Origin of the sequence: Leptospira barantonii, assembly GCF_002811925.1 — a bacterium.
In the GTDB taxonomy this organism is placed as follows: domain Bacteria; phylum Spirochaetota; class Leptospiria; order Leptospirales; family Leptospiraceae; genus Leptospira; species Leptospira barantonii.
Genome location: NZ_NPDS01000001.1, coordinates 271,484 through 286,885, shown reverse-complemented (window position 1 = coordinate 286,885; position 15,402 = coordinate 271,484). Strand labels below are relative to the sequence as shown.

The window sequence follows — 15,402 nt, the reverse complement described above, 5'->3', positions numbered from 1 at the left end:
GCTCAAGAAACGTTTTTGATTTTTTGAAGATCCTCGTTGCGGGGAGAAAAACCGTGAATTCTTTTAAACGCCTTCGAGAACGCAAAGGCCGAAGAATATCCCACGTTACGCGCCACCTCTTCCAGAGTCGCGTTTTGATCCTGAATGAGACTTCTTCCCTTCTCAATCCGAAGACGCGCAAGATAATCCATCGGAGTACAACCTAAAACGTCGCGAAACCGATTGGCAAGCGAAGCGCGAGAGATTCCCACGGTTCGAGCGAGATTTTCCAAGGTCCAAGCGTGAGCCGTTTTTTTATGAACCGCTTCCAACGCGGCCAAAATCTTTTCGTCCTTGAAAGCGCTTCTCCATCCGGGCGAAAGAGCGGGATGAGTTTCCAACCAATGACGTATAACGTAATATAGAAGAATGTCCGTCAATCTCTGAAGAATCAAATCGGAACCCAAACCGGAATCGACTTCCTGAGAAATTAAAATCAAAGTCGTATGCAGAGGATGATGCGACGGAATTTCTCCGGCGCGAATCAGAATATGATCGGGAAGTTCGTAAAAGAACGGATGTTGTGTCGTTTCCGGAACCTCGTAACGAACCGAAACAAACGTGGTGATCGGAGTTCCGGAAAGTTCGGATTCTTCGGGAAGAATTTCGCGAAACCTGCCGATATCCAGCGCCTTTTCCTTCGGCGAAGAAACAAGATCGTGATTGAATCCTCTCGCGATGAATAAGATATCCCCTTTTTCAAGCGGAATCGATTCTCCCTTGAATCTTGCAAAACAAGAACCTTGGGAAAGAATGTGAAACCCTCCGCTTCGTTCGCAGGGAAATTTCAAACCCCAGGATTTATACATCGAGGTTCTCGCGAGAATATCGCTCTTCCAAGCGGCGGCGGTTAATATTTCGGAAAGAAGATCCATTCTTTCATTGTAACCCAACATATCCAGAAGTCGAGCAATTTATACGATTGGATATGCTTTTTAGATCATTGGACATAGCCAGATTTTATGTTCCGGGTTACTCTATTTTATAGGAGAATCAATTATGAAAATTTTCGTTTATGCGGCTTCCGGTTTGGTTTCTGGGTTCGTTGTAGATAATTTATTGGCAAAAGGCCACGAGGTCTACGCGGCTTCTCGTAAACCGGAATCAGGTAAAAAAGCGCCCAACCTTCACTGGGTAAAAGCGGACGCGTCCCAACCAAACGTAGGATTGGAAGCATTGGATCAAGTGGACAGAGCCTTTTTTCTTTCCCCACCGGGTTATACGGATCAGTACAACATTCTTAATCCTTGGATCGAAAAGGCAAAGTCTAAAAAATTACAAAAAATTGTACTCATGACGGCGATCGGAGTGGAACATTCTCCCGAAGATCTTCCCTTTAGAAAACTCGAAAGAGCCGTTGAAAACTCCGGGCTGGCTTACAATATCATTCGCCCGAACTGGTTTATGCAGAACTTTCAAACCTTTTGGATTTCGGGAATCTTAAAGGACAAAAAAATCTACTTCCCTGCGGGCAATGCAAAGACGAGCTTTATAGACGCGAGAGATATCGCGGCAAGTGCGACAACTTTGCTTTTGGATGATTCTCAAAACGGAAAAGAATTCACTCTAACCGGAAAAGAATCCATCACACACGACGAGGTCGCTCAAAAATTATCCAAGGCGACGGGACTTTCCATCGCATTCGCGGACATCACTCCCGAAGATTTTAAAAAAGGTTTAGTGGGCGCGGGTGTTCCCGAAGACTACGCAAACGTTCTCGTGTATATCGCGGGAAACTTGAAAGAAGGGCATAGCGCTCCGATTTCGGATACGGTAAAACAAATCACCGGAAAAGATCCGATCAGTTTCGATCAGTATGCGAGCGACAACCGCAAAGTCTGGTTAAACTAATCATTCTTCACTTACGAAAAGCGAGCCCATCCGGGCTCCTTTCGTTTTATATTCAAAAATCCTCAATTTCCTCTTTGAATCCGCTCGGATTTTTACCGTTCATTCTTATTTTTTGCGAAATCCTCAAAACTAATCTTGCAATTCGTCTAAGTTGCTGTTGAATTATAAACTCTAAGTTTAGATAGGAGTACTTCGTTTTATGAAAATCAAAGGACTTGCAATCGTGTTGTTTCTCAGCGCGACCTTGCTTCAAGCGGAACCGTTTCAATTGAAAAGCCCCGAACTTACCGCGGGAAAGTCGATCGCCAACGAACAAGTGTTTAACGGATTCGGTTGTTCCGGTGGAAATATTTCTCCGTCCTTGTCTTGGACCGGGCTTCCCAAAGATACGAAAAGTATCGCGTTGACCGTCTATGATCCGGATGCTCCCACCGGAAGCGGATGGTGGCATTGGGTGGTTTTTAATCTTCCGGCAACGACCACTTCACTTCCGGCAAACGCCGGCAACTTGGAAAAGAATCTTCTTCCTAAGGAAGCGATTCAAAGTAGAACCGATTTCGGCGCGGCCGGTTACGGCGGTCCTTGTCCACCACAAGGTCATAAACCGCATCGTTACTACTTTACAGTTTACGCTTTGAAGGATAAGATTCCTGCGGATCAGAATTCTTCCGGAGCTTTGATCGGTTTTTACATCAACTCGCTTAAAATCGGCGAAGCGACTCTTCTCGCAAAATACGGAAGATAATCGTCTCGGCATCCGTCGTAAATCTTAGCGTCTTCGACGGATGCGTCTAACGTCTTAACCCGCCTCGTTATCGTTCGGAATCACTTCGAATAAACTCAAAAGTTTTTCCTTCCCTTTCACCTTTACTTCTCCCTTCGAAACCGTTTTAAATCCGTTTACGAGTTCGGTATGTTTTAAAACTTCTTCGGAGATTAGAAATTCGGAATTCAATTCTTTGCAAGCGGATTCGATTCTGGAAGCGGCGTTGACCGCGTCTCCGATCACGGTGAATTCCAAACGTTCTTCCGTGCCTATGTTTCCGCAAACGGCGTCTCCGAAATGAATTCCGATTCCCTGTTTTAAAGGAGCTTCCCCTTTTTGAATCCTAAGCTTATTCAATTTTTTTAATGCTTTTTTCATTTCGATTCCGGCGGCCACCGCGTTTCTACAATCCGCGTCCGTGGATTCCGGAATTCCGAACGTCACCAAAATTCCGTCCCCGATGAACTTGTCCACGGAACCTCCGTTTTCAAAAACGACCCGAACCATTTCGCGATGATATTCGCTGAGAAGCGAGATCACTTCTTGAGGAGAAAGTTTTTCGGAGATGGAAGTGAAATCTCGGATGTCGCAAAACAATACCGCGATTTTCTGCAATCTTCCTCCCGGAGAAAAAAGATTATCTTCCGCGGTGATTCTTTGGATCACTCCCGGTGAAAAATATCTTCCCAGCTGAGAACTCCTACGTTCCGAACGCACGGATTCCTTAAGCAAAGAACGCGCCGTAAAAGCGATGAACGAAGTGACTCCTCCGTAAAGAATCAAAAGCGCAACGATCGTAAAGTAATACTGAGGACTTGCTTTGGCCGTTAAGAACGTCTCGGATAAACTTTCGGTCCATACGCTTCTCGGATCTTCGCTGACATATTGAAAGATATACAATGAAATCGAAAACGCCGCTACGGCGACTAACACAGGATAGACGGGCTTTAGGGAAAGACCGTTCACGAGAATAAAAACGGCGGTCATCGGTATGAATGCGGTCTTCATCAAATACGTTCTCGGTATGGAATCTCCTCCCACAGAATCGTACCATGTCCAGGGAAGAATGGAAAGAATCAGAACATCCAAAAGAACTCCGAGCCATCCGGCGATACGGTTGTCGTCTTTTAAACAAAAACGTTCCTTGGAAAGAAACCAAAGCATCGTGCAGGAAACGGCGATCGTTCCTACATATAAAACCAAAATCCAAAGCCGTTCGGTGCCGCTTTGAGAAATGGATAGACTGGGCGGAATGAAAGAAAGAGCCAAAATCGCTCTTAAGATATATCCGATTCGAAAGGCTCTTTTTTCTTTTTGACCGAGAATGTCTTCGGCGGGTTTCATTTCGATTTCACCTATATCATGAATTTTTGATTCTGTAAGATTTCTATTCTCAAACGGAACGACTCTCTCCTTTTGTAAAGAGCGAATTCCAATTCAAGTCATTTCGATTATAATTCGAAAACTTACTATAACTGAAAATAAAATAATTTCTTTACAAGAAGGCGCTTCATGATGAAACTTCCGGTCCCACGAGGAATTCCATCATGAAACCGCTTAAACTTATCATTCTCACTTTCGTTCTTTTAATGGGAAGCGCTTCCGTCTTCCCCCAAACTACTTCGCTTTGGCAGACCGTTTTCGGCGGAGAACAATACAACGGAATGAAACCGAATGAATGTCCAGAGGAACTTCCTTCCGGTTTAACACAATTGAAAGACGGGAGTTTTGTGGTGACCGGTTCCGCAAACGATTGTAGCAGACAAGATTCCAACGCTAAGATCGAAAAGAAAATTTATAGCACCGCGTGGTCGGCCAAGATCGACGGGAACGGAAATCCCGTCTGGTGGAAATATCTTTTCACGAGCAAACCGGTGGATATGGAAGGATATACGATCGGAATTCATAATTTCGAAAGTATTCAAAATCTTGTTTCGACCCAAGACGGAGGTTTTGTAACCGCGGGAACGATCGGAAGCGCAACCAACAACCGCAAACTCATCTTTTCCAAATACGACGATCGGGGAGAACTTACGAGCGATCGAATCATTCTCGCAAAGGAAATCTGCGACGGATTTTGCGGAGAGGAAGACCCGCACTTGTATTCGTTTCAGGAACTTTCGAACGAGAAGTTTCGCGGTCTTGTTTCCGTTTCTCATAGGGTTGAAACCGAAGAAAAGAACGGAAACACTACTACGATCGTGAACGCGATCAAAACGAGTTTCTTATACGTTCTTTTCGGAAAGGACGGAGCGGTAAAGAACGCGAAACACATTCCCGATCTTTCGTTTGCTCCGAATGCAAGCGTCGGTTACGAAGAAGGAATCGTTTTTGCAGTAAGCACGGATAACGTGTCCGGTCGAGAATCGCAGAGAGACGTGGTGGTTCATCGATACGATTCCGACGGAAAACAACTCTGGAAAAAAACCTTTGCAACTCCCGGAGCGGAGGATCTGGCAATCTCCCTTCTCAAACTTTCGAACGGGAATCTGCTTTTGTCGGGTGGAATTGCCGGCGCAGGAAAAGACGCGGTGTGGCTTTTAAAACTTTCGCCCAAAGGGGAAACGATCTGGGAAACCAAACAACGCTTAGGCGGATTCAACTTTCTTAGTCTGATCATCGAATCGCCCGACCAGGGATTTTTGGGAGTGTTAGCGGGCGGAGAAGGTCCGATGACCTTGATCAAGTTCGATTCTTCCGGTAAAAAAATCTCCGAGAAAAAACATTCTCAACGATTGTATATGGCGAACAAAATTCTAAAAAACGATAAAGGCTACGTCATTCTCTCTTATACGAAGAAAAAACCGGCATCGTATATCGATGCGCTTTTGATTCAAACGGACTGGGACGGAAACGTTTCAAAGGAAGCAATTCGAAAAAATTTCCCATAGATCAACTCAGCGGAATGCTCCCTATGGGTCGCATCCATGTCGGAGGTACGACAGAACGACGGCGGGAGAATTTTACTTTACAGAAACTGAATTTTCTGTTAGTGAAAAACTCGCCGGAGTTTGCCCACCGCCACTCCACCACCACCCTAAACGCGGGTGGGGCCGCATTTTACGAAAATTCCGTCGGAAGTACGACAGCATTCCTACTTCGGCTTTTTCACAAAACGAAAACAATCCGTCGTATGATCCATGACCATTCCGGTCGCCTGCATAAACGCGTAACAAATCGTGGAACCCACGAATTTAAAACCTTTCTTTTTGAGGGCCTTGCTCATCTCGTCCGATTCGGAAGTGCTACTCGGAACTTCCCGTTTCGTTTTCCAAATGTTGTAGACGATTTTATGATTCGTAAAACCCCAGATGTAATTGTCGAATGAACCGTATTCTTTTTGAATATTCAAAAATTCTTGTGCGTTTTTAACCGCGGATCGGATCTTCAATTCGTTTCGAACGATTCCTTCGTCCTTTAAAAGAGACTGGATTTTCTTTTCTTTGTAGGAAGCGACCTTGTCGACGTCGAAGTTATCGAATGCTTTTCGATAGCCGTCGCGCTTTTTAAGGATGGTGATCCAGGAAAGTCCGGCCTGTGCTCCTTCCAAAATCAAAAATTCGAATAGAGTGCGATCGTCGTGAACGGGAGTTCCCCATTCTTTGTCGTGATATTGAATGTAATGCGGATCGTCCGTCGCCCAAGCACAACGTATGATTTCTTTTTTCATCTTCCGTCACGCTCCTTAAAAATGGGATCTTGGATCTTCGCCCGATTCAATCCAAAAATGAAAATCGAAATTTCCCGTTTTCGTTCGGAGAAATTTCCAAAACCTTTTCGATCGCGTCCACGTTCAAGGGTCCGTAAATATGAGGAAAAATATTCTTCCCATCCTCTTTGGAAAACTTGGAGGAACCCGAAGCCTCGAACTTCAACGGAGATTTCAATCGATCCGTATTCACGAACAAAAGAACCAAATCCTTTCTTCCCGGAAAAATCCGATTCGCCGTATCTTCGACTTGATTCTTTTTGGAACTGTGAATAAATCCTTCGGAACTTAATGAATCCGTAATATAGAATCCGTTCTTCAGCGCCTCTTCGTAGTCTTTTTTGGACGCGATGTTGTAGATAAAATTTTCGGAAGAATTCACCATCTCGCGATATGATCTTCCGCCCAACCCTGACCGTTGGAGATTTTATATTCGTTTTTACCCAGGCGAATCACACCTTCGAACTTTCCGATCATCTGGTGAACCGAAGAAGCGAGAATCCCCGTATTCGTCGCGGCCTTTCTGTGAAAGTCCGGAATAAACTGAAGATCGATTGCTTGAGAATCTTTCGTATAAAGACGCCAAGGTTTCATCCAGTTTTCTCGATCGATTTCGAAAACCGCATCCGATGGAATTTTATAAATTCTTCCGTTGATCAAGATCGCGTTTTCGGTCGTGCCCGTATCGTCGGTCCAACCCGCGCCCAAGTTCATCGCGATTCTATCGTTCGCGTTATGCGCCACCATCGAAGCCCAATTCCATTTCGTGGAATAAGGCCAAACCCCTCTTCCATAATCTAAACAAGCAAAGGAAGAATCGGGACTGAACTTATATTCCATCGCGCCGTAACGAACCGTTCCTTCCGCGCCTACTCCGAACAACTTTTCGGTAAATTGAAATCTTCTTTTGGACCAAGGAACAACGACGTTTAACGTTTCCCAATTCTCGGGAACGGGAACAAAGATCTCCGCTTGAACGGGGATCTTATTCTTCGGTGAAAAATTTACGGAAAGACGATAACCTTCTTCCTCTCTGAAGAATTGAAGACGAGCGTTGTTTCCTATGTACGTCGCGTTGCTTCCCACCAATTGTCCGAGGCTTACACCGGAACCGAACGGAGTAAGAATGGTTCCTTCCTCGAAGTCACCGGTTTTTCGATTGAGCCAATATACAAAGATAACTCCGGCATAATCGACATCCGAGATCGTAAACGAGACCAGAAAATTCTCGTCATAGATACACCAGTAGTTCCATTTTTTCTTTCTTAAATAATGTCCGCTCAGATTACATCTGTGTAACGGCTTTTTCGCCCAGCCGACCGCGTTCAAATTTAGGTTTCCGGATTTATCGCAAAGATTCGTTTCTTGTCTGATTTCAGTCTCTAGGTTCATCTGAGGAAAAACTCTTTTTAGGGGTTCAGTACGGATACCACGGCCCACCTTGAGAAGTCGACTTCTTTACGAAATAGAAGTAACGAGTTGTCTTGGATTTCGATTTTCAAGCAAAGAATACATAGGATAGATTCCCCTATGACGTGTTAATTTCTTTCCAAATAACGGAACTTATGCTACGAGTAACGGATATCGTTTATAAACTAACGGGTGATGTTCGGGTTTTCAAAAGCGGTCAAATTCGAATTTTTTGTCGGGTATAAAATGAAATCTTTTCTTGCGATCTCTATTCTTTTGATCTTTTTATCCGCGTGTAATCCGGCAAATCACATGAACCCGGCCAATCCCGGAACGGACGAGTATTGGATCGCTCAATTTCTTTCGAGAATTCATCCGCCCATCTTTCGGGAAAACAGCGGAAGTTTAGAATGGACCTTGTTAGTCGGAAAGTCCAGCGCCAACGTAAACGCAAAGGGTGTGGTTCTGGATCCGTTTTTAAATCCGGTGGTTTTTGGCGATACGAACACCGCGTTGTTCAACGGAACGATGTTCGGAACTCAAGATTTGTTCATTGCGAAATACGATCCTCAAAAAAATCAAGTCTGGGCTAAACAAGTGGGCGCATCAGGCGCGTCTCTTACCGTAATCAAAGCGGCGTCGGATACGATCGGGAACACGTACGTTCTCGGTTATACGAGCGCGGCTTTTACCGGTCCTATGTCCAGCGGACAGGATATGTTCGTCGTAAAGTTCGCTCTGGACGGAACCGTAGCTTGGGCCAAACAAGCCGGACCGACGGGTGGTGGTTATTTCGTAAATCCGTCTGCGATCTGCTTGGACGAGATTGGAAATTCTTACATTGTGGGAGATTCGAACGGGCCTTTCGGAGGACCGGTTGCCACCGGAGGCAACGGGTTCGTTCTTCGTTTTGACGTCAATGGAAACCAAAGTTGGGTGAAACAGTATTCGATTTCGGGCGCCAATATCGTTTCGGGAGGTTGCGTCTGGGATCAGGTTTCAGGAACGGTTTTAGTCTCCGGTTGGGGAGGAGCCGATTTTCGAAACGATACGACTCCCGGCGTCGGTGGAAACGATACGTTTGTCATGCGATACGATCCGGATGGAACCAGGCACTTCTTACTCTACGAAGCGGAAGTAGGGAGAGAAATTTTATCCGGTCAGATCCTATTGGATCCTTTCGGAGACATCTATGTAACCGCGGCAAGTAACGCATCCTTCGGCTCAGGCTCGAGCGGAACCGCTTATCCGAGTACGATCTTAAAATACAATTCCAACGGAACCAGGCTTTGGGTTCGACAAGACGGAGACGGATACCCGTCCGGACAAACTTCTCCCTCTAACATGGTTACGGATATTGCGGGAAACATTTTCGTAACCGGAACTACGAACACAAACCTGACGACCAACAATTCCGCTTCGGTCGGAACTGCGGACGTATTCTTCCTCAAATACAATAGACAAGGGGAAAGACAATGGCTTCGACAGACCGGAGCCTCCGGTAAAGCGATTCAAGGAACCGGACTTGCAATCGATCGGGAAGGAACGATGTACGGAACCGGAACTACGAACGCGGATTTCAACGGCGTCCCACTTACGGGACTTCAGGATTCGTTTCTCGTTCAATATCGATAATCCGAACGTTCGCATTCGCGTTTTTCTTCGGATTTCTTTTCTGTTCAAAAAAGATCGGTTTGAGACAAAGGACTCAAGACCATCATGAACCGAAACCGAAACATCATCCACGTCGGACTCAGCGATTTATTCTTACCGATCGTGGTTCGATCGAAATCGGAGATTCTTCAATTCCAATCCAAGCTGGAAGAACTGGGAATCGAAATCACGGGAACCAGTTACGGACCCAATCAAAACGTACTTACAAGACAACTTTCACAATCGGTTCTGACGATTCAGGTCATCAACGCCGGACAGAATATTACACAACTCTTAATCATTTCCGAAAATCCGGACGGAACCTTGGAATCCATCGAAGAGGATTTTGAACGGGTTCTCGAAGCGTTCGACAAGGTCTGGCAGATTCAAGGGAAGAATGTTGTGAAAAGCGATCTCACCGTTCGGCTCTTGACCGATTCTTCCACCGAACACGCGTTTGGCGAGATTTGGGAAAAACGACTGAAACAAAGCCGGGACAGTCTGCAACAACTCGGAAGACCGATCTTAGGCGGAGGACTTCGATTTGTTCTTCCTCCTCTCAATCCCCAAGACCCGGAAGATCACGGAATCGAAGTGAAGATCGAATCCTTCTTCCCCGATCCTCGAAAGGTATTTATCGAAGCCATCTTTTTATGGGGTGCGCCTCGTATGATTTCCGAAAAATGGAACGCGTCCGATCGGATTCAAAAAGTCATTCATTACGTGGAACAACATCTGATCGGATTTCTGGATCAGAATTAAACTTCGTTTTAATACGAATCGTTCCGAATTTTTTTTCGAAGTTGAGAACATACCGGAGAATTTTGTCCGGGGACATGGATAAACTTTGACGGCAGGAAGCAGATCATGATCCGATTTTTACACACAGCAGACCTTCATCTCAGCCAAAAGGAAAAGGAATATTCCCTTTCCGTCCTTCAGGAAATCGTCTCCGCCGCAAGCGAGGAAGAATGTACACACATTCTGTTTTGCGGAGATCTTTTCGATCGCAACAGCGACATAGCCGCTCTCAAAGAGGACGTCAAAACGATTCTCAAGAAATTTCCGGGCAAAATTCTTTATATACCCGGAAACCACGAAGAGCTCGGACTTCCCGAAGGAACGTATCCCATTTCGGCGGATCTTTCCCCGATGTCGTATCCGCAAAAGGGAGAATCCTACAAACTCTGGACCGAGGAAATCGGCGGGGTCGACGCGGAATTTTTCGGATTTCCGTTTAACAGGAATTTAGATTATTCTAATATTCAATTCAACGAAAAGAAGGTCCAATACAGGATCGCGCTTCTTCACGGAACCGAAACCAAACTCGTGGAATATCTCGGACCTTCTCCCGAAGAGGCCGATTCGATTTTGGATTCGAAACCGTTTCTCGAAGCGAGGTTCGACTATCTCGCGTTAGGTCATATTCATTCCGAACGTTCCGAAAGATCCGCTTCGCTTTTAAAAGCGTATCCGGGTTCGCCGCGTGTGGTTTCCTCCGGAGAATTCGGTCCTCGAACCGTGAACATCGTAAGCCTCGGTAAAAATGGAGCGCCCGTCGTCGCAAAAAGAATTCTTTCTTCCGCGGGGGAATACAAAGAATTCTCCCTTTCCGCAACTCTAACGGGCGAGGTTCCCGATCTTTCCAAAATCCAAGCCCTCGTTTCCGAAAAGGATTCGGTTCGAATCAAAGTCGGAGGAATCGTAGAAGACGAGCATACGGTCGTCGAAATTTTGGAACGATTTTCAAAGACGCTCGTTTGCAGAAAAATAGAAACAAAAACGAACGATCTCAAAACTTCTTCCGCATTGATCGACAATCCGGTCGCGAAGATATTTTACGAAAAGCTAATGTTCAAAAAGGAACATTGGAATTCTCCGGACGTCCCCGACTGGAACGAAATTCTGGTTTTGGGTTTGGAACAAATCGAAGAAAACGCGGGGAAGAATTAAGATGATCTCCAAAATTCTATTGGGCAAGTTCGGCAAATTCGAAAACAAAGAATTCGATCTTTCGGATTCCATAACCGTTTTTCAGGGGAAAAACGAATCCGGAAAAACCACGATCTTCGACGCTCTTCGTCTCGCGATCGGAAGTCGCTTTCTCACCGCAAGTCAGGAACCGAAAAAAAGCATTCTCGCTCGTTACGGAGAAAAAAGTCCGGAAGGGTATCGAGTTGTGGGAGAGGTTCCCGATCTTTCCAAGGACGCGGCCCCTCAGTACGTTCATTGTATTTCTCTTCGAGAAGGAGAACTCGAGTTCGCGTTTAACAACGACAAGTTTATCAAACCCGATTTTCTTCGAAGTAAACTTTTAAACAACGGAGTGAATCTCGAAGGCGTTTCGGGTTCGTTTAAGAAAATCCATTCTCCCAAAACGGGAAGTAAGGACGCGACCGCGTTTGAAACTCTGAAAAAAGATATTTCGGAATATAAAACCAAACGAGTGACTCTGATTGGCGAAATCGAAAGTCTTCACTCCAGAAACAAAAACAACGTAGAAAAAGAGGAAAAACATCTCAAGGATCAAAACGAGGAACTCAAGATCAAAGACGAACTCGCACGGATCGAAAAGGATTCCGCTCTGGACGTAAAAATCCAAAAGAAGATTAAACTTCTCGAATCCCTTTCCGAAATCCAAAGAATAAAGTCTTTGGAAGAATCGATCAAAAAAAACTTTCTCTATTCCAAGGACGAATCTTCCGCGTTTGAAAGTTTTCAAAAGGAAATCGATAGATCGCAAAACTCGATTTCCTCCTCCGAGACATTGTTAAAAGACAAACAAACCGCGATCGAATCCAAAAAGAAGGAAACGGAAGGACATCAGAATCAACTTTCGATTCTTCAGAAGATGAAACAAAAAGCGGAAGAATGGAGCGAGAAGATCGACAAAACCATTCGAGAAGAAGGATTCAACGAGGAGGTCAGAACCGCACAATCGGATTCTTCCAAAAAACTTTTGGGTTTTCTTCTGATCGGAATCGGACTTTTGATTCTGCTCGGAACGTTCGGAACCTTTTTGTTTTCAAAAACGTCGGTTTTAGTTTTGTTAAGCGGAACCTTGATCGGAGCCGCGTTGATCGTTTTCGGAATTCTTCTTTTACTTCAAAAAAAGGAATCGGTCAGTCTGCGTTACAGTTCCGAAAAGGAAAAGGATTTCGTTTCCAAAATTTCAGGGCAATGGAACTTAACATTTCCTGAATATTTAATTCCTCTTATGGAGAAAACGGAAAACCTACGTCAATTTTTCGGCCAAAAGATCAACAACTACGAAGTCAAAATTCATCAGATCGAAAATCTGGAAAAGGAAATTCGAAACCTCAATGGAGAACTCGACCCGATTCGAAACAATCTCAAACTCGAAAACGAAAAGATCACAGGACTTCAATCCAAACGAAATTCTTGGCTGAACGATCGCAGAGCCGTTACGATTCAGGACTATCATAAATACGTAGCGGAGTTTCAAACTCAGAATAAAAGTTTGAAAGACGGGCTTACGAAAATTCTCACCGATCATTCCGCAAAAAGTTTGGAAGAATTGGAAGTTCGTTTTAAAACCGCGATCTCCACGATGGAAGACGTTCCGACCGTGCTTCCGAACGATCCCGAAAGACAATTTCGAGACGGCAAAAAAAAGGAACTTGAAAAACGACTTCAATCCTTAAACGAAGAATTAAAAAACTTGAATACTGCGATCCGAGTGGAGGACGCCCGGATTCAGGATTCTCTTCCCGAAAAGGAAAAGGATCTCATTCATACGATCCAGGTTCTTTCCGAAAAAGAATTAGAATTTTCTAAAGCGGAATCTAGAAGAAAATCCGCAAAGATCGCGCAGGAATTGATCGAAGAAATCTCCAAGGATCAATCGATGCAGTTCGCATTCGTCGCTTCGGAAATCGGAAAGGAAATCAATCTTATGCTTCCGAAACGGGAAGTTTCGTTCGAGGGAATCGACAAAAAAGAATCGATCAAAATGAAAGACCAAGCGGGAACCTTCCGATCGATCGATCATCTTTCCGGCGGAACCCTCGCGACGTTCTATCTGATTTTTAAATTGTTCTTAGCGCGCAAAACCGTTCCCGAAAACGGAATCCTATTGCTCGACGAACCGTTCGTTCATCTCGATCAGGGAAGAATCGAATCCGCACTCGAATATTTAAAACGATTTCAGGAAGAAACACGATATCAAATCTGTTTTTTTACGAAACAAGAGGAACTCGCGGAGATCATTCGCAAGTATTTTAAGAACGCGAAGAAGATCGCACTGTGAGAATTTTCGAATTGACTCGATCGATTCCCTTTTTAAGGTTTTGTAAAATTAAATATAGAGGTTCGTTTTGAAAAAGCATATTCATAAAATCCTTCTCGTTTTTCTGTTACTGCAAGTTTACAATTGTTTAATTTTCGATACGCTCGGAGTCGCTCCGGGAAGAATCAAAGGTTCGGAAGCCGCGAACAATGTCCGCGACGCGGCGATCGTTACCGATCTTATCAACTCCACCATTTTAAGCGGACGTTCCAGCGTTTCCATCCTGAGTCTTTTAGCGGATCAGTTGGCGGGAATCAAGTCCGACGGAAGCTACGTTAAATCGGAAGTGGACGATTGTGTCGCCGAAATCAAAGGTTTAAGCGGTTATCTGATCGGTTCCGCTCTTACGATCGTACTTCAATCCAAATGTTCGTTGAAGGCCGATAAGGTATTCTTGGATTCTCCGTTCCCGGAAATCTAATCTCGAATCGACCGCGCGGAACGACGACAGGTTGTTTCGCGCATTCCCGCCCTCTTATCTCGTAAAAACGGAAACGCTCTCCAAGTGACTCGTATGCGGAAACAAATCCACCGGAGTCAACTTTTCATACTTAAAGATTTTTGAAAGTTCGATCGCGTCCCTTCTCAGAGTTTCGGGATTACAAGACACGTAAAGAATCCGATTCACTTTAGAATTCAATAATATCTTTTTCGTCTCCGGGTCCAGACCTTCCCGAGGCGGATCTAAAACGACCACATCCGGCGTTTCGTTCAATGCGTTTTGCAAAGAATGAAGAACCTTTCCCTTTACGAAGGTCGCATTTTCGATTCCGTTCGCCTTTGCGGCCCCGATCGCGGATCGGATCGAATTCGGATTCTCCTCCAACCCGATGACCTTCTTGGATTTGCGCGCGACATACAACGAAATCGTTCCGATCCCGCAATACGCGTCGATCACCGTCGAATTTTGTGGGAGATCCTCCACGACGAGATCGTAAAGATTTTCGATCTGAAACGGGTTCACCTGAAAGAATGTGGAAAGTCCGATTTGAAAATCCAAATCTCCGATCTTCTCTTTTATAAAATGTCTTCCATACCAAGTCGTTTCTTTTTCGCCCAGAACGACCTTTGTGTTTCTTTGATTTACGTTTTGTATGATTCCGACTACTTCCGCTTTTGACTTTTCTTTAGTTAAGAATTGTTTAATATATGAATGTAAGCTGTTCGTCAGATTTTTTCGTCCGGGAATTTCGCTCGCGTTCGTTACGATTCCCACGAGAATTTCCTGAGTAGCCTGCGCCTTTCTGAGAACGATATGTCTTAAAAGACCGCTTCCGTTTTTTTCGTAATAAGGGGTTATGTTTTCGGTCCGCGCCCAATGTCGTATCGCAGAGGCTACGGTCGTCAAGTCCTGGTCTTGAATTCTACATTCTTTCTGATCGATGATAAACGTGTTTTCCTTGTTGTGAAGCCCCAAGGTAAGAACCGATTTTTTTCCGATCTTACGATGTCCGAATGGAAGTTGAACCTTATGACGATACATCTGATCCTTCGGACTTTTTACGATCGGACGAATCTCCAATCCTTTAAAACCTCCGAATTGTTTTTCGATCTCTTCCTGTTTGTGTTGAAGTTGTTTTTCGTAACCGATATGCAATCGATCACAACCGGCGCATTCCGGGTAGTGTTGACAGGATTGACTCGCGGGAGGTTTCATTCTCCTTT

General features: G+C 44.8%; 14 protein-coding genes. 8 read left to right on the top strand and 6 right to left on the bottom strand.

Annotated elements, in window-relative coordinates; all coding sequences use genetic code 11:
* Positions 1-2: 2 nt before the first annotated feature.
* Positions 3-914 carry an AraC family transcriptional regulator gene (locus CH367_RS01335; RefSeq protein WP_100761302.1) on the bottom strand — a complete coding sequence of 304 codons (912 nt, stop codon included), beginning with the start codon at positions 912-914 and terminating at the stop codon, positions 3-5.
* Between the two features lie 124 nt (positions 915-1,038).
* On the opposite strand from CH367_RS01335, the gene CH367_RS01330 reads away from it, so the two are divergent.
* A complete protein-coding gene (locus CH367_RS01330; RefSeq protein WP_100760716.1) occupies positions 1,039-1,890 on the top strand; it encodes an NmrA family NAD(P)-binding protein in 852 nt (283 codons plus the stop codon).
* 199 nt (positions 1,891-2,089) lie between these two features.
* Positions 2,090-2,635, top strand: coding sequence for a YbhB/YbcL family Raf kinase inhibitor-like protein (locus tag CH367_RS01325; protein ID WP_100760715.1), 546 nt, complete (start codon positions 2,090-2,092; stop codon positions 2,633-2,635).
* Positions 2,636-2,689: 54 nt separating this feature from the next.
* Here the strand turns inward: CH367_RS01325 and CH367_RS01320 are convergent, their stop codons facing one another.
* Positions 2,690-4,000 (bottom strand): adenylate/guanylate cyclase domain-containing protein, encoded by a 1,311-nt coding sequence (locus CH367_RS01320; protein ID WP_100760714.1) that lies wholly within the window; start codon positions 3,998-4,000, stop codon positions 2,690-2,692.
* Positions 4,001-4,203: 203 nt separating this feature from the next.
* Here CH367_RS01320 and CH367_RS01315 point away from each other — a divergent pair, with 203 nt between their 5' ends.
* Positions 4,204-5,547, top strand: a complete 1,344-nt coding sequence (locus CH367_RS01315) for a hypothetical protein (protein WP_100760713.1) — start codon at positions 4,204-4,206, stop codon at positions 5,545-5,547.
* 203 nt (positions 5,548-5,750) lie between these two features.
* Here the strand turns inward: CH367_RS01315 and CH367_RS01310 are convergent, their stop codons facing one another.
* The 3 genes from CH367_RS01310 to CH367_RS01300 are packed head-to-tail and all read right to left on the bottom strand — an operon-like array spanning position 5,751 to position 7,757.
* A complete protein-coding gene (locus tag CH367_RS01310; protein WP_100760712.1) occupies positions 5,751-6,326 on the bottom strand; it encodes a DNA-3-methyladenine glycosylase I in 576 nt (191 codons plus the stop codon).
* A 46-nt stretch (positions 6,327-6,372) separates the two neighbouring features.
* The gene (locus tag CH367_RS01305) at positions 6,373-6,750 is read right to left on the bottom strand and encodes a DUF952 domain-containing protein (RefSeq protein ID WP_100760711.1); all 378 of its coding nucleotides are present in this window, start codon (positions 6,748-6,750) and stop codon (positions 6,373-6,375) included.
* A complete protein-coding gene (locus CH367_RS01300) occupies positions 6,744-7,757 on the bottom strand; it encodes a DUF2804 domain-containing protein (RefSeq protein ID WP_100760710.1) in 1,014 nt (337 codons plus the stop codon). The genes CH367_RS01305 and CH367_RS01300 overlap by 7 nt, the downstream gene beginning before the upstream one ends.
* Positions 7,758-8,021: 264 nt before the next feature.
* Here CH367_RS01300 and CH367_RS01295 point away from each other — a divergent pair, with 264 nt between their 5' ends.
* From CH367_RS01295 to CH367_RS01275, 5 genes are all read left to right on the top strand, one after another.
* Complete coding sequence (locus CH367_RS01295; protein ID WP_165783191.1) at positions 8,022-9,410, top strand: SBBP repeat beta-propeller lipoprotein, LipL53 family; 1,389 nt, start codon at positions 8,022-8,024, stop codon at positions 9,408-9,410.
* 84 nt (positions 9,411-9,494) lie between these two features.
* Complete coding sequence (locus tag CH367_RS01290) at positions 9,495-10,190, top strand: hypothetical protein (RefSeq protein WP_100760708.1); 696 nt, start codon at positions 9,495-9,497, stop codon at positions 10,188-10,190.
* Between the two features lie 105 nt (positions 10,191-10,295).
* Positions 10,296-11,381, top strand: a complete 1,086-nt coding sequence (locus CH367_RS01285; protein WP_100760707.1) for a metallophosphoesterase family protein — start codon at positions 10,296-10,298, stop codon at positions 11,379-11,381.
* 1 nt (position 11,382) lies between these two features.
* Positions 11,383-13,698 carry an ATP-binding protein gene (locus tag CH367_RS01280; protein ID WP_100760706.1) on the top strand — a complete coding sequence of 772 codons (2,316 nt, stop codon included), beginning with the start codon at positions 11,383-11,385 and terminating at the stop codon, positions 13,696-13,698.
* Between the two features lie 67 nt (positions 13,699-13,765).
* On the top strand, positions 13,766-14,158 hold the full coding sequence (locus CH367_RS01275; RefSeq protein WP_100760705.1) for a TIGR04452 family lipoprotein: 393 nt from the start codon (positions 13,766-13,768) through the stop codon (positions 14,156-14,158).
* Between the two features lie 54 nt (positions 14,159-14,212).
* On the opposite strand, the gene rlmD is transcribed toward CH367_RS01275, so the two are convergent.
* Positions 14,213-15,394, bottom strand: a complete 1,182-nt coding sequence (gene rlmD / locus CH367_RS01270) for a 23S rRNA (uracil(1939)-C(5))-methyltransferase RlmD (RefSeq protein ID WP_100760704.1) — start codon at positions 15,392-15,394, stop codon at positions 14,213-14,215.
* Positions 15,395-15,402: the final 8 nt, after the last annotated feature.